Genomic DNA, 20,771 nt, shown 5'->3' with positions numbered 1-20,771 from the left:
GTAAACGTTTTCTTATATAAGTGCGGGCTTAATAATACTCGCTCGCACCTAGCCTGAGTCTCGCTAATAATTGCGCCCTAGTCAGGATAATTACCCTTTTCGTCTGCCACAAAAAAAGGTGTTGAGTACCAATAATAGCGCCCTGCTTGTGTTTTTGACGGCGCCGTACAGTTCACCCGTGAACGTCCCACCGGAAGTGTTTCACTCAGATTAAAAGAAAGCACGCTGCCTTCAACGCTTGTCTTTATGGTATCGCCACCAAAAAAACAGTTCACTTGGGCAAGGCGCACGTCATCACTGTTTATCGTTAAGCTGATAGGTGATGATAGCTTTCGTGTTGTCATGCGAGGGTTTTCATGTGAACTGTGCGTTACCGGCATAGCAAGGCTATTTAACTTAGTTTTTAGTGTCGCTAGATTGGCATATGGGCCTGCCGCCGGAAAACGCGGAAGCGCCTGCATGTTACTCGTTGGGCCTACTGCCCCTGAGTGTTGGCCGAACCCAATGTAACCTTCCGTTTTAAGCTTGTTAGCGAGTGCCGTATTGTACTCTCCAAACGGATACGCTAGATATTTAAGGCTAATATCCAATTTGTCTTCTATTTTCTTCTCAGCGCTCTCTACGTTTTGCCATACTTTGTCGAGCCATGCACGTTCGTCCATTGCTTGCTCACCGTTAAGCATATGCAAATGATCTAGGGTGTGATTGGCAAAAACGACACCGTCGTTATGCATAGCAATCACCTGTTCCCATGTTAGTTGCTTCGGGCCTACGCCAATTTCATCAGGGTTTATGAAGATGGTATACGGAAAGCCCAAGTCAGCGAGTATGGGATGCGCATTGCTTAAAATGTTTGCGTATCCATCGTCAAAGGTAATAGCCACCGCTTTCTCTGGCAGTGTAGTATTGTGTTGTATCGCTGAAACAACATCTTGCAGTGGCACAACTGTGTGGTGAGCGTCTAAGTATTCCATGTGAGACTTAAAAGCCTCAGGTGAAATACTGGTACTGGCTGGCGTGGACGAAGAAACGTGGTGATAAAGTAAAATCGCGGCGTTAGGTACGGTTCTTATACTAGGCTTGCTGCTCGTCCCTCCCTCATCCTGCATATTGGATGTAATAGATGAAACAGGATTTGCAGCAGTATGTGGGGCAGCACCTGAAGCAAAGCTAGACCCGAAGAACAGCGTGCTGAAAACCCCCACTAACATCGAAGATAAGACGTTTAGATTAATGCGATTCTTCGCTTTATTTTGAATCAAGGTGTTGGTTTTCATATCATCATCCACTGAGTGCCCGATTAAATTCGATAGCATGGTAAACTTCCAAACAAGGCGACTTGCCAGTCTTTTTTGTTTGGTCAAACAAGTACGCCTTTCACTTATGCTGTTGCATAGGTTGATAGTATATAGCGAAACCAACCCCTACTGAGATCATTTATGTCCCGTGCCCCAGTAACTCAGCGCTCATTTTTTGATGATCATACTCGTCTTTTGGCTTTAGCGCTTCCCATGATCCTAGCGAATATTACCACGCCACTTTTAGGGTTAGTGGATACCGCAGTATTGGGCCATATGTCGCTACCTGCAATGCTTGCGGGAGCGTCGGTAGGCGCGCTTATCTTAACGCAAATATACTGGGTTTGCGGTTTTCTTCGCATGTCTTCGACAGGGCTTAGTGCACAGGCTAAGGGCTCGCCGAACAACACCCTTGAATCAGCAAAAGTATTGTGGCAAACGGTTGCAGTAGCCGTACTATTGGGGGGGGCCGTACTTGCTCTTCAATCTCCAATTCTTTCTTTAGGCTTAACGTTAACTCAACCCAACAGTGAAGTTGCCCTTCACCTTCAAAGTTATTTTTCAGCGCGAGTATGGGGCGCGCCGGCTGCCATGCTTAATCTTGCATTGGTGGGATGGTTGGTTGGCCAGCAGAAAACGCGCAGCGTTATGGCAATACAAATAGTGGGAAATTTGTTAAACGCCGCACTCGATGTGGTGTTTGTGTTCGGGTTCAACCTGTCGGTGGCTGGCGTTGCGCTGGCGAGTGTAATCGCTGAATATACCATGGCAATAATGGCGTTAGCAGTAGCGTTCAAGCAGGTTGGCGGTGTGACGGTAAGTGCGTCATGGTTCAACCGTGCAGCTCGAAAAGTACTGATGAAGCTAAACGGTGACATGCTGCTAAGGAATTTAGCATTGCAAGGCTGCTTAGCGTTTCTTACCATTCAAGGTGCTCGCTATGGCGAAACGTCGGCGGCGGTTAATGCCATACTCATGCAGTTTTTTGTTTTAATTGCGCTGGGGCTTGATGGTATTGCCTATGGCGTTGAAGCGCTGGTGGGGGAAGCTAAGGGGGCGTCTGACAGTAGCGAAGTGAAACGACGCACCTACCAAGGACTGGCGTGGTCGAGTGCTTTTGCCCTTATCTACAGCCTGATATTTTACGCGGGGGGGGAAGCCATAATTCAGCTTCTTACCGAGCATGATGATATTGTAACAGCAGCGTTACCTTACCTTGGTTTGATGGTTTTACTCCCATTGTTGGCGCACTGGTGCTTTTTGTATGATGGTGTCTTCGTAGGGCTTACCCGAGCCAGCGCAATGAGAAATACCATGATAATTAGCGCGTTAGGTGTATATTTCCCCGTGTGGTATCTTACGCAGCACCAAGGTAACGTCAGCCTGTGGTACGCTCTCTTAGCCTTCCTGCTATCCCGTGGTGTGACTCTGGCGTTAAGTTTTTACCGTTTAGACAAACGCGATGAACTAATAACATTGCAAAGCTGATGTATGGAGTCGCCTGCTAAAGCGATCATCCTCTTAAGCAGGCTCAGTAATCGTTACTTCTTTACGATATGCGTAGCGCAGAGTTTGTTGCCGGCTGGATCCCGTAAATAAGCAAGATAAAGTTGGCGCTCGCCGCTACCACGAATGCCAGGAGGATCTTCACATGGAATTCCCCCATTCTCGCTTCCCACTTTATGCCATTCATCAACGATGTCTGGTGTTCGAGCGGCAAGGCCGAGCGTGGTGCCATTACCGTGTGTGGCAGTCTCTCCGTTAATCGGCTTTGTTAGCGCTAAAATACCTTTCGGCGTATAGTAAAATACCCGTCCGTACTCGTCAAAAACGCCTGGCTCGTATCCTAATACTCCTAAAATAGCATCATAGAATTTCTTTGAAGCTTCAAGGTCGTTCGCACCTAACATAACGTGGCTAAACATAGTTGTGTCCTCTGAAAATGGTAGGGGCAAAACCCCTTTATCAAAATTAAGTTACACGCGATTTAGTCGGCTAGCGCAAAATCTACTGCCGCTGAAGCATGGATAGCCGTCGTATCGTACAACCTAACATTGGTGTCTTTTTGTTGAACTAATAACGCGATTTCAGTACAGCCTAGAATAATACCTTCAGCACCCTTAGCAGCAAGCGCGTTAATCACTTCAATATACGCGTTACGAGAGTCAACACAAATCACGCCCTTGCATAATTGTTCATAAATAATGTTATGAACCGTGTTTCTTTGCTGATCATCAGGAACAACAACTTGAATGCCAAAAAGCGTTTCAAGACGAGAAGTATAAAAGGCTTGCTCCATGGTAAAGCGCGTACCTAACAGCCCAACTTTTTTAACCTTGTTTTGCTTTAACACGCGCCCTGTGGCGTCAGCAATGTGAATAAGAGGAACAGAGATATTTTGCTCAATATCAGCTGCAACTTTGTGCATGGTATTGGTACAAATTAATATGGCCCTTGCACCCGCCGTTTCTAAATGCTTTGCCTCGCGAATTAGAATGTCAGCAGTTTTATCCCATTCTCCTTTATGCTGAAGCTGTTCTATTTGTGCAAAATCAACGCTGCTTATCACAAGCGGTGCACTATGCAGGCCGCCAAGTCGCGCATTTACGCCGCGGTTTATCGCTTGATAATAACTTACTGTAGATTCCCAACTCATACCGCCGAGTAGGCCAAGTTTCTTTATCGTCTTCACCACAGGTCACCTTCCATTTTTAGATACTTAGCACGACCTCTAATCTAACGTTTACATCCATTTTTGACTACTGGCGCGATGAGGTAGATTGTGGATTGAACAAACGTAGAGAACGTGATTTTAGGGGGGGCTACACAAATTTAGCGTTATACGCGGCACAAAAGTTGACGTCGTCAATCTCCGTTTTTCGTACGTATTTACGGGAGGCAGGCAGGTAAAGCGAACGTGAAGTCAGAATTTGGGGGGCGGCTTTTTGTTTTTCAAAGAGGAAAAACGCGCTAGAAAAATGCCGATATAGCCAAACATGGCAATGACAAAACCACCAAATAGCACAGTCATACTGAGAACATATAGCGATATGTGTAAATGGCTTAATGTAAATAGTAGCAAGACGCCGACAACGAAAATAGTTAAGCCTATTTTGAATCGTTGCCAGCTTTTATGAATGTCTTGCGTCTGCATAGGTTAAGATACCTAGAGGGGCCTAGCTAAACTCTACTTAGTAGTATGAATGCTCGCCAGCTTGGTGTTCAGTTGCATCGCGCACGCCCTTGAGCTCGCCAGCAAACTGTTCAACCATTTGCTTTTCAATGCCTTCTTTAAGCGTTACGTCAACCATTGAACAGCCGTTACAACCGCCACCAAATTGCAGTATGGCGTAACCATCTTCGGTTAGTTCAGTAAGCACAACGTTGCCTCCATGGCTTGCTAGCTGTGGATTGATTTCCGACTCAATCATATAGTTGATTCTTTCAATCAACGGTGCATCGTCTGCTACTTTACGCGCTTTTGCGTTAGGCGCTTTAAGCGTTAGCTGAGAGCCCATTTGATCGGTAACGTAGTCAATTTCTGCTTCATCTAGATACGGCGCGCTTTCTTCATCGATTACGGCATCAAATCCATTAAATGGCAAACGGGTGTCCGTCTCTTCAACAGCGTCTGGCGGGCAATAGGACACGCCACACTCTGCCGATGAAGTGCCTGGGTTTACGACGAATACACGAATATTCGTGCCAGACTCTTGTTTACTCAACAGTTTTACGAAGTGAGCCTGGGCTTCTTCTGATATAGTTATCATCAGCAAGTCCTACATATTTTGAAATTTGGATGATTGTATCAAATTTACCTGAGTAAAACAGTCAGGTATTAATTAAATAAATTATTCCAGTAAATCGAATTTGTTGGGAAAGTTGCAAAGCGCAACGTATTTTCAACCATAACAACAAGACGGGAAGCGCTATGTTAGCGAAATTGCAAAACTCCGCCAGAAACCACCCACTATCACTTACTTCATTGTTAGCCCTAGGCACTATTGCATTCGGAGCAACTACCAGTCACCAAGCTGTAGCCCAACCAGCGTTAGCATCAGCTGTTAGTATTGCACCTGATGTAGGCGGGCAGCCGGTGACAGCATACTTACCTGACACGGTATCCTACAACCCAGCTATTCCCACGCCTGAATCGATACTAGGCGCCAACATTGGCGAGTGGCATGTGCGTCACGACCAAGTCGTCAATTATATGAAGCTACTTGCCGAGAAGTCTGACCGTATCACCATTGAAGAAACCGGCCGTACTCACGAAAACCGCCCACTTCTGTTACTGACAATCACAGCGCCCTCAAATAGAAACAATATTGAAGCTATGAGACAGCAACACATTGATGCCATGGAAAGCGGCAAGAAAGTAGGTAGCGATGCTCCCCTTATTTTCTACATGGGCTACAGTATTCACGGTAACGAGCCTTCTGGTACCAATGCTTCCCTAGCGCTGGCTTATTATTTAGCCGCCGCCGAAGGTGAAGAAATCGATGCCTTGTTAAGTAATAATATTGTGCTATTTGACCCGTCTTTCAACCCTGATGGACTTTCCCGTTTTGCTCAATGGGCTAACATGCACAAGGGTAAGCAGCTGGTTTCTGACAGCCGTCACCGTGAACATGATGAGGGGTGGCCTTCAGGCCGCACAAATCATTATTGGTTCGATTTGAATCGCGATTGGCTATTACTGGCGCACCCAGAATCCCAAGCACGCATAAAACAGTTTCACAAGTGGCGCCCGCATGTACTGACCGATTTTCATGAAATGGGCACAGACAGTACCTATTTTTTTCAGCCTGGCGTACGCTCGCGTAAAAATCCGCTAACGCCGGACGAGAACGTCACCCTTACTGAGGCACTGGCGCAATATCATGCTGCTGCGTTCGATGAACAGGGCGAGCTATATTTCACCCAAGAAGGATTTGACGACTTTTATGCAGGAAAAGGGTCTACATATCCAGATTTACACGGCAGCATAGGTATTTTGTTTGAGCAAGCCAGTTCACGAGGTCACCTGCAGGACTCTATTAATGGCAAGCTTGCCTTCAAAGACACCATCGCAAATCAAATTACTACGTCTTTGAGCACTTTTAGAGGCGCATTGGCAAATAAAGCTGCTATTCTCGATTATCAATCGGGTTTTGTTAAGAGCACACAGTCACTGGCTGAAAAGGATGAGCAGGTAGGTTTTGTTGTTAGTGCATCGAATGATACTGCTCGCTTTAATGCTTTTATCGCGCTACTAGAACAACATCACATTGAATATAATGTATTAACAAAAAACTTTGAGGCTGACAAAGTTCGTTACGGTGCAGGAAAGGCGATATATATTCCTACTAGCCAGTCTCAATACCGCTTAGTTAAATCTATTTTTTCAACCCAAACGTCGTTTGAAAACAACACGTTTTACGATGTTTCAACGTGGAATTTAGCGCTCGCTTTCAATTTAGATTACGCGCCCTTAGACAAGAGCGATGTGCGAAGCCTTGAGTTAAGTGGCACCTCCGCACTAGCCCAAATAGCACCCAACGATATTCATCCTGACGCTTATGCTTACGCATTCTCTTGGCAGCATTATTATGCCCCAGCCATGCTGCAAACCTTATTGGAAGCAGGTGTAAAAGTGCGAAGCAGTGAAGAAGCGTTCTCTGCCATTAAATATGACGGGAAAAACGTTGAGCTTCAGCCAGGCAGTATTGTTGTACCGAAAGGCTTGGGTCAGCCTGAAAACTTAGCGTCCATTTTGCGTGAAGCGCAACAGCAACTTCAGGTACCTGTGTTTAGTTTACGCAGTGGGTTAACTCCCACAGGGAATGACTTAGGCAGCCGAAGCATGGCACCAGTGGCGTTGCCGCAAGTGTTGATCGTAGGCGGTGAAGGTACCAGCGAATACGAAGCCGGTGAAATGTGGCATTACTTCGACACAAAGGTGGGCCTAGCGCCTAGTATCGTAGAGCAACAACACCTGACAAGGGCGCTCAGTGATCCAAGCGCAACTTACACTCATCTACTATTTCCAAGCGGTAGCTATCGTTTTACGGAGAGCGAGAGAGCACAAATTGAAGAGTGGGTGAAAGCGGGTGGCGTGATTGTCGGTCAGAAATCCGCGCTGCGTTATTTTGCTCAGCATAAATGGTTAGATGCAGAAGTGGTTAGCCGAGAAAGTATTGATAACGCTTTCGATGAAAGTGAATTAAGTTACAAAGACGGCGCATCGTTATACGCCAGAAAGCTCGTGGCAGGTGCCGTATTTGAAGCGAACATCGATAATTCTCATCCACTGTTTTACGGGTATGACGATGACACGCTGCCGATGTTTAAAACTAACAATATGATAATAGAAGCAAGTAGTTCACCTTTTGTGACGCCAGCGCGTTACACCGACGAGCCTTTGATGGCTGGGTTTAGTGATAATGCAATGGTAGCGCTAATGGCGGAATCAACCGCTGTAACTACACAAAAAATGGGGCGTGGTGTGGTCATTGGCTTTACCGACAATACGCAGTTTAGAGGGTATTGGTACGGTACCAACAAGATGCTGGCCAATGCGATTTATCAGTCACATTTTATTCGCTAAATCAGTTTTAAGAGCGCGGTGAATGCCGCGCTTTTGAAACTAGTTCTCGCCATTGCGTTTTCCAAGGCCTACACCCTGTTAACTTCAGGCTGTCTGATAAAGGCTGCTTTTGGGCGGCGGAGTAAATGCCGCTACCCATACTTGAATGGCTATATTGGGGTAGCGCTGCTTAAGCCTTTTGCTAAGGGTATTTACGGTCACGCCGGTGGTAAGAACATCATCAACTATCGCGACGGTGAAACCGCCTCCATCTGCTTTACTTTCCGCTGCTGCTATCTGTTCATCAATACACCATTTCGTTAAGCCAAATGCACGGCTTGCGTTTTCCGCTCTGGCTGCTTTGGATAAATGGTGCTGCACGCTAAAGCCTTTTCGTCTAGCCCATGTTTGATTAACCGGTATGTTTAGCTCACGACTTGTGCTTTCACAAAGTAGGGTCGCCTGATTGTAGTGTCGCGTTGCAAGGCGCCATGCACTAATTGGAACCGGAAGCAGTAAATCGGGCACTGATAAAGTGCACTGTCGCTTTTTATGGACAAACCAGTTACTTAATACTTTTCCTGCTGTAAGGGAATGCGTAAACTTCAACTGGTGAACCAGCGATGACATGGGCCAAGTATGAAGCCCTAATACACTCAACGCATCATAGTGGCTATGCTTGACGTGGCCTGCTACCGGTCCGTATTGAAGTAGATTACTTCCATGCAAAGTGGTATCGAAAAAAAACATGTCATCTTCACACCAGTGACATACTGGCGTAGGACTTGCCTGATAACATAGTAAACATGAAAGGTTCATAATGTTGATTCCATCAACTTCCTTGAATTGTCGAACGTTGACCTATTTTCATCATTTCGTGTTGCCTCAAAAACACGTCACTGCCTAAGGAGGTGTAAATGGAAATGTTGCATACAAACGGCGAGCTTGTCACCCGTACTCAAGGTACAGGCGTAGATGTGGTATTTCTTCATGGATGGGGGATGAACAGCGGGGCGTTCACATCTTTCATTCCTTACCTTAGCGATAATTTTCGCGTCACTACCATTGATCTTCCCGGGTTTGGAGAAAACGCTGAGACTATTCCTTCACCTTATAACGTTGAAACCCTTGCTCAATTTATTGTTGATTCATTGCCCGACCAATGTGTATTAGTTGGGTGGTCGTTAGGCGGTTTGGTAGCACAGAAATTAGCGCTTTTGGTCCCAGAAAAACTTACTGGGCTGGTGACCATTGCTTCAACACCTCGTTTTATTGCGGGGCCTTGTTGGCCGGGTATAGCTGCCGATTTACTTACTATGTTCGAGTCCCAGCTTGAAAAGAATTACCAAAAGACACTGGAGCGTTTTTTAGCAATTCAAGCCATGGGGAGTGAAACGGCCAAGCAAGATATTAAAGCAATTAGAGAGCAGGTTACCCAATACCCAGACCCTGCTGAAGAAGCGCTCAAGAAAGGCTTACGTATATTGTCGACTGAAGACATGCGTCAAGAAGTCGGGCGGATAACCACACCAACTTTACGACTGTATGGCCGATTAGATAGCCTTGTACCAACTAGTGGTATCGATAGAATTTGCGAGCTACACCCTCAGGCTGATACGGTTGTTTTGCCTCATGCGTCGCATGCTCCGTTTATTTCCCACCCTCAGCAAACTGCCGACATTCTTTTTCGTTTCGCCGCCGGTGTTTATCAGCGAAAAGCGTCTTAACCTTTTCTTTAAATAAAGCTTCAATCCAATGTTTACCTTTGGTTTGAAGCTTTTTAGCAGCATCTCCCGTCATTAAAAATCGACTGCTTACAAGTAGTTACTGCCGGGCAGTAATACACGACTTTTCATTTACGCAAAATTGGTCAATAATTACACATGAGAGGTTAGAGGTAGTGTATGACAGGTATTGATGGTGTAGGCTCTGCGTTTGCAGCCGCCCAATATGGTTTACAAAGTGCAAGCGATGGCATTTCGCAAGCGGCATCGAATATTGCTCAGCGTACCGCTGAGGATGCGGTTGCGCCCGCTCAACCTATCGCAGCTAACACTGACATAAATAACGCGACACCTAATTCAACATCTTCCACCTCACGTTTAACTGACGATTTAATTGCGCTTAATGTAAGCGAGCGCAATGCACAGGCTTCCGCCAAAGCGCTCGGTGTTGCCGACGAGATGCTCGGCACTATTATTGACGTGCTGGCGTAGACGGAGAAGTCGCAGTGAACATCGTCACACCAATTCTAAACGCCATTGCATACCCTACTGCAAATATAAATACAGAATCTGCGCGCAGAGATAACGTGCAGCGGGAAACTATTCCCCAAACCTCAGATTCACAACAGGGTGCCTCTCAGAAAGGCTTAGGGTCTGAAGCCGATAAGGCAAAAGCCCCTGGGCAGCCGCCAGCACCAGTTACTTATGAACGTCCTCAGGTACAAACTGAGCTTCAAGCTGCTTTTCAAAACGTGTTTGGTCAAGAAAAAGACAACGCGCAGGATGAGAGTGCAGGCAAACAGGACGCGCAAGATAAGCAACAAGAGCAGCAAGAAAAACAAGACGCCGCTGAGATTGAACAGTTAAAAGCCCGGGATCAGGAAGTAAGAGTTCACGAGCAAGCGCATGCGGCAACAGGCGGTCAATACGCTGGTGCACCTCAGTATGAGTACACTACGGGCCCTGATAATAGGCGTTACGTCACCGATGGTCAGGTATCCATCGATGTTTCAGAAGAAAAAACACCTGAAGAAACGCTGAAAAAAATGGAACAAGTGCGCGCAGCCGCGCTCGCGCCAGCGGAACCATCCTCACAAGATTTAAAGGTAGCTGCTGAAGCCTCTCAGAAGGCCACCGAAGCTCGAAGCGAAATTGCAAAAGGTCAGGCTGAAGGTTTTTCTACCGAGCAGATTTCAGTAGAAGGTGTTTCTACTGAGAGTGCTAATAACGTTTCGGGCAATGGAACGATCGCACAGCCAGAAGCGAGCCCAGGTACCGTTGGTGACGCGGTGCTAGAGGCCCAGTCTAGGTTCTCAGACACTACAACTTCACAGGGGCTTGGGGCCAACGAATCTGATTTTATGCAGGCGCGAATTGGCCGAATTCAAAGCGCTTATTTACAAGCCTATACGCCATCAAGAGAAGGCTTATCGCTTCAAGCGTAAAGGCTTGTAATGTTTTTAGCTGGGTTTAATAGTCAAGTATCGCCTTCGTAAAGGGGTACTTGGGTGAATCGCCAGTAATGTCTGAAAGCACCGAGTTCATGGTGTCTACATCGCTGTCGAACCCGCCATGAGATGTTGCAGCCGTAGCATCGCCTTCTTTCCCTTCGCTATATTTAAATGTCACGTTATCAATCGGCTGATTAAATATGGCCATACCTAACAGCGGCATCTCCGGTTTAGATTCAAATGCATTTGAGACTAAATAAAGCAGCGATTTTTGGTAAATGCGCGCCACATGATCATCCTTTTCCAACGCTTCAGATAAATTGTAAATTGTGGTCGACTCAATACTTTTTCCCTCTATAAGAGCAGAGAGCCTTTCACTAAATAAGGGAGTGCTAATGGCGGGTGCCAGTAAATGAAGGCTTTTAACTTTTATATTTTCATCAATTTTAAACAGCCTTGATAGGCTGTGCGCATGAAAGATAGAGCCAGCTGAATGACCAACGACGTGCAGCTGAATATCTGGGTTATTTCTCAAATAGGCGGCTAACTGCGTAAGAAAGTATGTACCATCTGACGTGGTACGGGTAAAAGGCGTGCACGCATCCGCTTTCATTTCACGCCACAATGCGCCGCCTACTTTACGTGTTGCCCATTCCAGAATTCTGTCAGTATAGTCGGTGAAGGCGCCTACTTTATTGCTAATCTCTTTATTTTTGAAACCTAAAATATCCTTTAACTCTTCTAGCATGCCAGTGTCATACATGAAGTGAATAGGGAAAACATCGTTTTTGAGAAACGTATCTTTCATAGCGGCGATGCGCTTAGCTGAGGCTTTTATGCTATTTAAGCCCCCGTGAGCATATAGCATCACATGGCGATGGTTACTGTCAGATAGTTTCTCAATAATAGTATCTACGTGGTTTTTGTTGCTCCAATATTTGCTTCTTGTATCGAAGTGCCCGTCGTCGAAATGAACAAAGTGATCTTGAATACTCACGCGCGGCGTCGAACGGGTGAATAGCCCTTGTGCAATAGAGCGTGTCGCTTGATGGTAGGTACCGGTACCTGAGATAGGCAGCGCAAGCTGGACAACCCAGGCATCCATAACATTTAATGCCCAGTCATCGTAGCGCCAGAGGGCCAGCCCTGATTTTTTCCAATCCGTACCCCACGAGTTTTGGATCCAAAAGCCTTCGTCGTTATAGCCGACAATGGCGAACGCATGGCCCCCTATGGGTTCTGGTCTTAAGTTTATTTTGTCCCCTTCACTGTCTTTCCAGCCTTCGTGGATTCTGGCAGACACAAAGATAACGCCCACTTCGTTAAGGGCTGCATGAAAATCACTAATTTCCCGTTCAATACGGTAGTAGGCCCCTAGTCTGTGATTGCTAGCGTTATTAGCAATGGCAAGGGTCATTTCGAATTCGTTGCTGTGCTCTATATCTTGTGTTAGTGAGTAATTACATACCCCACTGTTGTACCAGCCTTTAATTGCTCCGCGGCAACTCGAACCCTCGTAGGCTTCGCCCAACCATTCATCGTGACGCTTGGCCATAGCATAAAGCATCCACGGACTGACAGTCTGTTTTCGGCCCTGCTGACGATAAATGAAGTTAATGGTTGCCGCCAACGCAAAGCCCGTACAGGCACCATCTTTACCTTGGTCCAAAATGACCAGGTTACCAGGTGGGTCGATAAAAGGCTTAAGTGGAGTGAGGTTTGGTTGATAATAACGGTCCCGAAGGTCGGGGTAGTCGGCGCTGACATTCAGCATGTCTTTTGAAACAGGTAAATTCATAACATCATCCTTTGATTAGGGCTGATGAACCTTGTTGCACGATTAGATAAAAATTCGTACACCAAAGGTCAATGGCTCCAGTTCACTATAGTCGTCCGAAAGTGCTACCTTGAAAAAGATTGGGGTCAAAAGAGCGACATTACGTTCGTTAAACGTTACGAAATTTCATAAACATCAACTGACTCGCTAAACAAGAACAACAAACAAACTTTCGTTTCGGTATGACCAATACCTTTTCACTGTTTCGGTTTCTAATTTGACACTCTTTATTCTGGGAATTTGAAAGGGAACAGCCATTCCTGTATTCCCACGCTTCGCTAAAAAACTTGCCAGCGCCTTCTGAGTGGGCACTTATCTATGCGGATTGGTATAATGTAGCAAAAACGAGCAGTCAAATGGAAGTGCGAAAAAAAGGGCCTGTCTAATTGACAGGCCCTTTATAAGATAGGATAAGCAATCGATAAACAGCTAACGTTTATTTTTTCGCTTTAGCAAACGCATCGGCAAAAGCATTACCCATGGCGCTGTTTTGCGGCTGGCTATTGCGGTTGCCGCCACCTTGATTTGAACGTGGATTGGCGTTGGAACGGCTAGACGCTTTGTGCTGCGCTTTGCCTGCACCTTGGTTATTAGCCCCTTTACCTGAACCTGATTTTCCGCCAGCATTGTGGCCTTGCGATGGCGTATCGTCTAAACGCATAGTGAAGGATATACGCTTGCGCGGTACATCTACTTCAAGCACCTTTACTTTAACGATATCGCCCGCTTTAACCACCTCGCGAGGGTCTGAGATAAACTTGTTAGTCAGTGCGGAAATATGCACGAGTCCATCTTGATGCACGCCCACGTCAACAAATGCACCAAAGTTAGCCACATTGCTGACCACACCTTCTAAGATCATACCTGGCTTGAGGTCGTTTATGGTTTCAACGCCTTCTTTAAACGCGGCAGTTTTAAACTCTGGGCGAGGATCACGCCCTGGTTTATCCAGCTCTTTTAGAATGTCTTTAACGGTGGGTAAACCGAATGCATCGTTGGTAAAGGTTTCTGGCGACAGACTTTTCAGTAACTCTGTGTTGCCAATGATGTCGTTTACCGCAACAGCGGTAGTATCTACAATTCTATCTACTACTGGGTAAGCTTCCGGGTGAACCGCAGATGCGTCAAGTGGGTTTGAGCCGTTTACAATGCGAAGGAAGCCTGCCGCTTGCTCAAAAGCTTTTGGACCCAAGCGCTCTACTTTCAATAGTGCTTTGCGGTCTGGGAACGCACCGTTGGTATCTCTGAAATTAACAATATTGTGGGCTAATGTCTTGTTGAGGCCTGACACATAGCTTAACAGTGCCGGCGATGCGGTATTTAAATCAACACCCACCGCGTTCACACAGTCTTCGATAACACGGTCAAGGGATTTGCCCAACTGACTTTGGCTAACATCGTGCTGATATTGACCCACACCGATGGCTTTAGGCTCAATCTTAACCAGCTCTGCAAGCGGGTCTTGCAGGCGTCGCGCAATTGAAACCGCCCCACGAATTGACACGTCTAGGTCAGGCAATTCTTTTGAAGCAAGCTCAGAAGCAGAATATACCGATGCGCCCGCTTCGCTAACCATAATTTTCTGTGCGGTCAACTCGCTGTTGTTTTTAAGCATTTCGCCAACCAGTTTGTCGGTTTCGCGAGAGCCTGTACCGTTGCCAATGCTGATTAAATCGACTTTGTACTGCTTACACAGTGTGGTAAGCGTGCGAATAGACTTATCCCACTGATTTTGTGGCGCGTGTGGGAATATGGTATTGGTTGCGACTACCTTACCTGTGCTGTCTACCACAGCCACTTTAACGCCGGTTCTCAAACCCGGATCGAGACCCATAGTGGTTTTTGCACCTGCAGGCGCTGCCATTAGCAGGTCGTTCAGGTTTTTGGCAAACACTTCAATAGCTTCTTCTTCAGCGCGCTCTCTAAGTGCGCTGAATAGTTCTGTTTCCATATGTAAACCAATCTTTATTTTCCACGTCCACTGTACTACCTGAGCGAGGAAGTCGTCTGCACCACGACCGCGGTGCATAATATCGTAGTGGCTCGCAATAATATGTTCGCAGTGCGACGGGCCTTTTTCTTCTGACTGGGGGTCGGCATCCAACTGAATGTGAAGCATACCTTCATTACGGCCCCTGAACATGGCAAGAGCGCGGTGAGAAGGTACCGTTTTATATTTCTCACTGTGCTCGAAGTAGTCTTTATATTTCGCAGCTTCCTGTTCTTTACCTGGTGCAACCGTACTTTTCACATGTGCGTTTTCGATAAGATAATGACGTACTTTTGCAAGGAGTGAGGCGTCTTCTGCAAACCGTTCCATGAGGATGTAGCGAGCGCCCTCCAGTGCTGCTTTTGTATCTGCGATACCACCGTCAGCATTTACGTATTCACTTGCTGCACTTTCAGCATCAGTGTTTGGGTCGTTAAATAACGTATCTGCAAGAGGCTCTAGGCCGGCTTCTATCGCTATTTGACCTTTTGTGCGTCGACGAGGCTTGTAAGGTAAGTACAAATCTTCAAGCGTCGTTTTACTGTCTGCACTGCCAATACTTTTTTTCAGCACATCGGTAAGCTTGCCTTGTTCTTCAATCGATTTGAGAATGACGTCGCGGCGCTCTTCCAACTCACGTAAGTAGGTTAAGCGTTGTTCGAGAGTACGTAGCTGCGTGTCATCAAGACCTTGAGTCACTTCTTTTCTATAGCGAGCAATAAACGGTACGGTAGCCCCTTCATCAAGAAGCTTTACGGCGGCGGTTACTTGCGAAGGTTGAACGCTAAGTTCATCTGCAATTTTATTGATAATCATAAGTCGCTCTAAGATACTAAAAATTCGCGCAAGGCGCTGGCGAATAAACGGTGTGTGAAAGGCTTATATACACAGCGTCGGTAGTGAAAATAGGAGCGGTGAGTATATCACCGCCGTGTATGGGAAGTCGTCTGATCATTGGGGTTTAAAGGGTAAACAAGTGGCGTTTGTCATTGGTTAGAGTTTGTCTGTTGCATCGTACCAAATTCGATTGATCCACCATTCTTTTACTCCCGCTTCTGTTTTAACAGTAAACTCATCGTCTTCTTCTTTTCCAAGAAGCGCGCGGGCCATAGGAGAATCGATAGAAATGTAGTCCTTGCGGCCAAATATTTCATCATAACCGACTAACCGAAGCTCCATTACTTTTCCTGCCTCATTCTCAATTTCAACCCACGCACCAAAGAAAACTTTCCCTTCTTGCTGCGGATCGTAGTCCACAACTTTAAGGTTTTCCAAGCATTTGCGAAGGTAGCGAACACGGCGGTCAATTTCACGCAGTTTTTTTTTGTTGTACTGGTAATCGGCATTCTCGCTTCTGTCCCCGAGGCTTGCAGCCCACGTCACTTTGCGAGTAATTTCTGGCCTTTCTTCACGCCACAAGAAGTCTAATTCTTGTTTAAGCTTTAAGTAGCCCTTTCGAGTGATAAGCGGTGTTTTCACAATGTTCTTTACGTATCCCTGCTAGTTACCCCTACTTTATGTGGGTAATGCGGTAAAACGCAATCTTTGGCTGTCGGAAAAAGTGACAAAATGGGTAGTTTGAATAATTATTGAACATAAACCTTTTAACGAATGTCACAGTATAAATAAATGTCAAACCTGTAGGGGAAGCGAATGCGCAATGAGAAACCTGTGTTGTACCGCCGAAGGTCGGGAAAAGAACCTCTTCAAATTAGCGGTACTATCATTGGTTTTATGCTGTTTTTAAGCGGCGCGCTGTTATTGCTGTATGCGTTACTCGATATTGTTGTTCGCTTAAACAGCTTGAGAACCGTGTTATACCTAATTCTGGGCTGTACTATGTATAAAGTGGGGCAGTCTTTGTTAAACCACTTTGCCACATTTAAAGTGCACACCGAAAGGCGGCGTGCTCCTCAGCGTTAAAACCTTTAGTTGTAAGCTGTGATTTTTAAGTCGAATTTGTTACAAGAAAATTGCAGTTTGGCCGTGAATAAATGGCATTTTAGACTAAACTTAATAGTGTAATTCGAGGCACCAAGCATATTGAATAACCCACTTTATTATTTGGGTACGCGCGTGGTGAAAATCCACTGGCTCGTAGGGAAAAGGTAAGCAAGGATCACGCTGACTCACTAAAACAAAAAAGCCGACGCTATGCGTCGGCTTTCTCTTTTCTAAAGCGGTTGCTTATTCCGCTGGTGCTTCTGCTTCAGGTTTAACTACTTCTAATAGCTCAACATCAAAGATTAGCGTTGAGTTAGGAGTGATAGCGCCAGTAGAGCGCTGACCGTAGGCAAGTTCAGATGGAATGTGGAAGCGATATTTCGCGCCTTCTTTCATCAACTGCACGCCTTCGGTCCAACCAGCTATAACACGGTTAAGTGGGAATTCAGCAGGTTCGCCACGCTTGTATGAAGAGTCGAACTCTGTACCGTCGAGCAAAGTACCACGGTAGTGAACTTTTACCATGTCTGTCGCTTCTGGGCTTGCGCCTTCGCCTTCTTCAAGTACTTCGTACTGAAGACCAGACTCTGTAGTCACTACGCCTTCCTTCTTACCGTTTTCTTCTAGGTAAGCAAGACCTGCTTCAATGTTTTTCTCAGCGGCTTGCGCAGCCATTTCTTGCTGCTTAGCACGAAGTACTTCTTCGCCTTGTTGAGCGATTTGCTGAATTTGCTCTGGCGTAAACTTAAGGGTGTCGTTAAGGCCGTCTTTAAAGCCTTGTTGCAGCGCATCTTGGTCTAAAGTTAAACCTAGCTGTTCTTGCTGCTCTGCACGGTTGCTAACAAATAAACCCATGCTTGCGCCCATTGCATAAGCTTGCTTTTGTGTATCTGTCATTTCTTCTGCTGAAACAGCAGTGGTTTTTGCACTATCAGCGCTAGTAGAAGCGGCCTCATCAGATGTATTTGGCTGGCAAGCGAAAAGGCCTAGCGCAGCGATAGTAGATAAGGCAACGAGCGACTTCTGCATAAAAACGTCTCCATTAATTATTATCATCATGCGTCTATGTCTATACTGCTGCATCTAAGGCAGTGTGCACGATAGTTAAAGATGCGTGATCCATGCTATGTTAAACCTAGCGTTTACAAAGCGAAACCCATTTGATTATGTTTAGGCCTCAAATGTTCCAGAGAATAGTGTTACTCATCGTACTTATTGGCAATTCCATGGGATGTTCTGTCCCTGATACTACGCCAATACAGCAGTGGCGTCATGTAGAAGAAGGTGCTTATGCTGCCGATATTTCTACGGACGGCACCTTGGCCGTGGTATCTGGCGTAAATAATGGAATAAATGTATGGCGAATAGGACAAAGCGAACCCTTGTTTCATTGGAGCCATCAGGGTGAAGGCAACAATTTAGTTATGTCGGTTCACATAAGCGCAGATAAACGCTATGTCGTTACTGCCGATAGAGAGGCATTTGCCCTATGGAGCTTAGAGACTGGAGAACCAGAAGGCTTCTGGCGTATCGATGAAGCGTCTATTCGAGATGTTGCTGTGACTAACAATGGCAACGGGATATTAGTAGCCCGTTCAAATGGTAAGGTTATGTATTTCGAACCTCGCACTTCCCGACGCCTAGAGTTCTTTGGGCATCAAGAAAAAGTCAATTCAATTGATATTTCTCCTAATGGAAAGTACGCCCTTACTGGCGGCAATGACTATATTGCATACTTATGGAGTACCGACACGGGCCAGATAATTCATACGTTTACTCACCCAACCCGCGTCACTAAAGTAGCGCTAGATGATGAAGGGCGGTACGCGTTTACCGCAGACAGTCAAAGTAAATCCCAAGTATGGGACGTACAAACAGGGCAGCCAGTGACGGCCCTTAAATTTGCTTCTCGGCAAAAAATATTTACAGACGTTGAATTTTCAAAAGACGGTCGTTACTTACTTACTGGCTCTCCCGCGAGAAAAGTCTATTTATGGGATTTGAAAAGTGGAGAGCAAATTCAGTCAATCCAAGTTGCCTCTAGAGAGTCTATTTCGCCACCTACCGCAGTTGTGTATGGCGTCGCCTTCCTCCCCAATGATAATATAGTGTCTATTAGCAGTAGTGGTCTCGCCGAAGAATGGCGGCGAGAGAGATAGAGAATATACATGACAGACAAAAGTGCTGAACAGTTACAGCAGCAAATTGACAGTGCCAATGGGTACATTGAAGAGCTGCAAACCAAACTTGCGTTTCAAGAGCATACAATAGAAGCGTTAAACGATGCATTGTCCTCGCAACAAAAGCAGCTAGATGAATTAGCCTTTAAAGTACGTCACTTGATTGACCGTATTAGATCCATAGAACCTTCTAATATTGCCAAACAGTCGGAAGAAACACCGCCTCCGCACTATTGATAAAGGGGTAATGTATTCAATGCATTAAAGACGCAGGGGCTAGTCTATCTCGTTATGACTTAGGCTAACTCTTCATTTTGGCTATTTACTATTATGCAATACACTGCGTCCATCATTTACAAGGCTCCGCTTAAGGAGTTGTTTTCAGAAAATTTAAAGAGTTAGTTATGAGCGATTTTGATATGGATGCATTTGACAGCATCGACTTTGATTCATTAGAACAGTCAGTAGCCGAAAAGCAGGCTGAAAAAGAGAAACAAGAAAGCCAAGAGATTGAAAGCATGCGCGATGGTGCAAATGATTGTGGTGATAGCTGCACCATATGACTGTTTGATTTACATCATCCAGCCTATTCCCTTAGGACTGGGTGTCGCGAGAACACCGCTTTTGCTACCCCTCAGCGGTGTTGTCTACCTCTTCTAATCGCTCAAGCTCTATACTTTCTTCCACATTTCCCTGAAACGCTTTTACAAATGCGTTTTTCAAGATGGCAGTAAACGCTTCCCAGGTCTCTGTGTCTGGGCTAGATAAATCCCCTTCGATAGGAATACGGGTAGCGACCTGATCTTCACTTTGATTTTCAAAAAGCTCGGTGACAAACGCTGATAGGGCTTCGATACTGCCTTCAATTAAACCGTCGCCATCACGCTCAATATCGCCTTTCCAAGAAAACACTTCCACGTTGTGTAATATAGGTTTGATATAGCCTTTAACCTTACCCTCGTTGGAAGCAACTTCTGCCGCAAGGGTAAGAGTACCTGCTTCTAAATCGAAGGGTGCATACGTATCGAGAAGGTTTTTAAAATTAACTAAGCCCACGTTATCTGCTTGTATATCGATATCAAAAGTAGGGGCTTTGGTGGCCGGGTTAAGTTTAGCATCAAGTGAAATAGTGCCCTGTTCGGCGGTTTGACCGGTAGCTTTAGCGGTAGCAACTCGTGTATCGGATAGATTATCGCTGTTTACCAAGTTATTAATTTCAAGCTGAATATCGTGAAGGGCGATATCAATCACAGGCGACGTATCAGGATTATAAAAAGCAATTTTCCCGTCATTAATAGCCAGCTTGTCTATTCGTAGTGGGAAAAGTTGGTCGGCGATAGATAGCCAATTTTCATCTTTTCCTGATTGACTGGATTCACTGGTGTTGCCATCTACAAAATTGATCTCGGGCCCATTGACGACGACCCGGCCGACTGCTGCTCCTTTCATAAGCTGTGACCAAGAAAGTGTAAATTCCACATAGTCTGCTTTAAATAAGGGCCTTTCAACTTCGCCGTTTGCTTTATAAAGCAACACATATTCTAAACTGTAAGCACCGCGCCACAGCATAAGGTCAACATCACCAACACGCCCGTCGTACTTGTCTGACTGACTTAGCGTCGTGTTGATATAATTGGCTGCGGCGTAAGGTAGATATAAACGAACGGCGATAAGTGCCAGTAATAACCCCGCTAAACTATATCCAATACGTTTTTTTACCTGCTTCATAATTCACTCCTTGTGACCTGTGGATACAAAAAGTATACCCAAAGTGCCGAT

At 45.8% G+C, this 20,771-nt stretch carries 19 protein-coding genes; 9 read left to right on the top strand and 10 right to left on the bottom strand.

The window, feature by feature from the left end:
• Positions 1-77: 77 nt before the first annotated feature.
• Positions 78-1,316 (bottom strand): polysaccharide deacetylase family protein, encoded by a 1,239-nt coding sequence (locus GVO62_RS08930; RefSeq protein ID WP_159118694.1) that lies wholly within the window; start codon positions 1,314-1,316, stop codon positions 78-80.
• 123 nt (positions 1,317-1,439) lie between these two features.
• On the opposite strand from GVO62_RS08930, the gene GVO62_RS08925 reads away from it, so the two are divergent.
• Positions 1,440-2,786: an MATE family efflux transporter gene (locus GVO62_RS08925; RefSeq protein WP_159118644.1), complete on the top strand. Its 1,347-nt coding sequence runs from the start codon at positions 1,440-1,442 to the stop codon at positions 2,784-2,786.
• Between the two features lie 53 nt (positions 2,787-2,839).
• Here the strand turns inward: GVO62_RS08925 and GVO62_RS08920 are convergent, their stop codons facing one another.
• From GVO62_RS08920 to nfuA, 3 genes are all read right to left on the bottom strand, one after another.
• Positions 2,840-3,223, bottom strand: coding sequence for a VOC family protein (locus GVO62_RS08920; protein WP_159118642.1), 384 nt, complete (start codon positions 3,221-3,223; stop codon positions 2,840-2,842).
• A gap of 62 nt (positions 3,224-3,285) precedes the next feature.
• Complete coding sequence (locus GVO62_RS08915; RefSeq protein ID WP_159118641.1) at positions 3,286-3,990, bottom strand: aspartate/glutamate racemase family protein; 705 nt, start codon at positions 3,988-3,990, stop codon at positions 3,286-3,288.
• A gap of 499 nt (positions 3,991-4,489) precedes the next feature.
• Positions 4,490-5,068 (bottom strand): Fe-S biogenesis protein NfuA, encoded by a 579-nt coding sequence (gene nfuA, locus GVO62_RS08910; protein ID WP_159118639.1) that lies wholly within the window; start codon positions 5,066-5,068, stop codon positions 4,490-4,492.
• A 161-nt stretch (positions 5,069-5,229) separates the two neighbouring features.
• Here nfuA and GVO62_RS08905 point away from each other — a divergent pair, with 161 nt between their 5' ends.
• Positions 5,230-7,887 (top strand): M14 family zinc carboxypeptidase, encoded by a 2,658-nt coding sequence (locus tag GVO62_RS08905; RefSeq protein ID WP_159118638.1) that lies wholly within the window; start codon positions 5,230-5,232, stop codon positions 7,885-7,887.
• 84 nt (positions 7,888-7,971) lie between these two features.
• On the opposite strand, the gene GVO62_RS08900 is transcribed toward GVO62_RS08905, so the two are convergent.
• The gene (locus tag GVO62_RS08900; RefSeq protein ID WP_159118637.1) at positions 7,972-8,685 is read right to left on the bottom strand and encodes a ComF family protein; all 714 of its coding nucleotides are present in this window, start codon (positions 8,683-8,685) and stop codon (positions 7,972-7,974) included.
• 98 nt (positions 8,686-8,783) lie between these two features.
• On the opposite strand from GVO62_RS08900, the gene bioH reads away from it, so the two are divergent.
• The 3 genes from bioH (at position 8,784) to GVO62_RS08885 (ending at position 11,035) form a co-directional block, all read left to right on the top strand.
• A complete protein-coding gene (bioH, locus tag GVO62_RS08895; RefSeq protein ID WP_159118636.1) occupies positions 8,784-9,593 on the top strand; it encodes a pimeloyl-ACP methyl ester esterase BioH in 810 nt (269 codons plus the stop codon).
• A gap of 177 nt (positions 9,594-9,770) precedes the next feature.
• Entirely contained in the window at positions 9,771-10,082 is a 312-nt protein-coding gene (locus GVO62_RS08890; RefSeq protein ID WP_159118635.1) for a hypothetical protein, read from the top strand.
• A gap of 14 nt (positions 10,083-10,096) precedes the next feature.
• Complete coding sequence (locus GVO62_RS08885) at positions 10,097-11,035, top strand: putative metalloprotease CJM1_0395 family protein (protein WP_159118634.1); 939 nt, start codon at positions 10,097-10,099, stop codon at positions 11,033-11,035.
• A gap of 25 nt (positions 11,036-11,060) precedes the next feature.
• On the opposite strand, the gene GVO62_RS08880 is transcribed toward GVO62_RS08885, so the two are convergent.
• The 3 genes from GVO62_RS08880 to greB all read right to left on the bottom strand — a co-directional run bounded on the left by GVO62_RS08880 (position 11,061) and on the right by greB (position 16,347).
• Positions 11,061-12,839: a C1 family peptidase gene (locus tag GVO62_RS08880; protein WP_159118633.1), complete on the bottom strand. Its 1,779-nt coding sequence runs from the start codon at positions 12,837-12,839 to the stop codon at positions 11,061-11,063.
• A 475-nt stretch (positions 12,840-13,314) separates the two neighbouring features.
• Positions 13,315-15,684 (bottom strand): Tex family protein, encoded by a 2,370-nt coding sequence (locus GVO62_RS08875; RefSeq protein WP_159118632.1) that lies wholly within the window; start codon positions 15,682-15,684, stop codon positions 13,315-13,317.
• Positions 15,685-15,861: 177 nt separating this feature from the next.
• Positions 15,862-16,347: a transcription elongation factor GreB gene (greB, locus tag GVO62_RS08870; protein ID WP_105932470.1), complete on the bottom strand. Its 486-nt coding sequence runs from the start codon at positions 16,345-16,347 to the stop codon at positions 15,862-15,864.
• Between the two features lie 174 nt (positions 16,348-16,521).
• Here greB and GVO62_RS08865 point away from each other — a divergent pair, with 174 nt between their 5' ends.
• Complete coding sequence (locus GVO62_RS08865; protein ID WP_173359243.1) at positions 16,522-16,791, top strand: hypothetical protein; 270 nt, start codon at positions 16,522-16,524, stop codon at positions 16,789-16,791.
• Positions 16,792-17,055: 264 nt separating this feature from the next.
• Here the strand turns inward: GVO62_RS08865 and fkpA are convergent, their stop codons facing one another.
• Positions 17,056-17,841 carry an FKBP-type peptidyl-prolyl cis-trans isomerase gene (gene fkpA, locus GVO62_RS08860; RefSeq protein ID WP_105932710.1) on the bottom strand — a complete coding sequence of 262 codons (786 nt, stop codon included), beginning with the start codon at positions 17,839-17,841 and terminating at the stop codon, positions 17,056-17,058.
• A gap of 197 nt (positions 17,842-18,038) precedes the next feature.
• Between fkpA and GVO62_RS08855 the strand changes: the two genes are divergently transcribed.
• From GVO62_RS08855 to GVO62_RS19350, 3 genes are all read left to right on the top strand, one after another.
• A complete protein-coding gene (locus GVO62_RS08855; RefSeq protein WP_159118692.1) occupies positions 18,039-18,971 on the top strand; it encodes a WD40 repeat domain-containing protein in 933 nt (310 codons plus the stop codon).
• Between the two features lie 9 nt (positions 18,972-18,980).
• Positions 18,981-19,229: a SlyX family protein gene (locus GVO62_RS08850; RefSeq protein WP_159118631.1), complete on the top strand. Its 249-nt coding sequence runs from the start codon at positions 18,981-18,983 to the stop codon at positions 19,227-19,229.
• A gap of 167 nt (positions 19,230-19,396) precedes the next feature.
• Entirely contained in the window at positions 19,397-19,555 is a 159-nt protein-coding gene (locus GVO62_RS19350) for a hypothetical protein (protein ID WP_173359242.1), read from the top strand.
• Between the two features lie 64 nt (positions 19,556-19,619).
• Here GVO62_RS19350 and GVO62_RS08845 read toward each other — a convergent pair whose 3' ends face one another.
• Positions 19,620-20,720, bottom strand: a complete 1,101-nt coding sequence (locus tag GVO62_RS08845) for a DUF748 domain-containing protein (RefSeq protein ID WP_159118630.1) — start codon at positions 20,718-20,720, stop codon at positions 19,620-19,622.
• Positions 20,721-20,771 lie beyond the last annotated feature (51 nt).

The sequence above is a fragment of the Alteromonas sp. KUL150 genome (assembly GCF_009811475.1).
GTDB classification, from domain to species: Bacteria; Pseudomonadota; Gammaproteobacteria; order Enterobacterales; family Alteromonadaceae; genus Alteromonas; species Alteromonas gracilis.
Note: the sequence above shows the minus strand (reverse complement) of the source record. Positions and strands in the feature narration are given on the sequence as shown.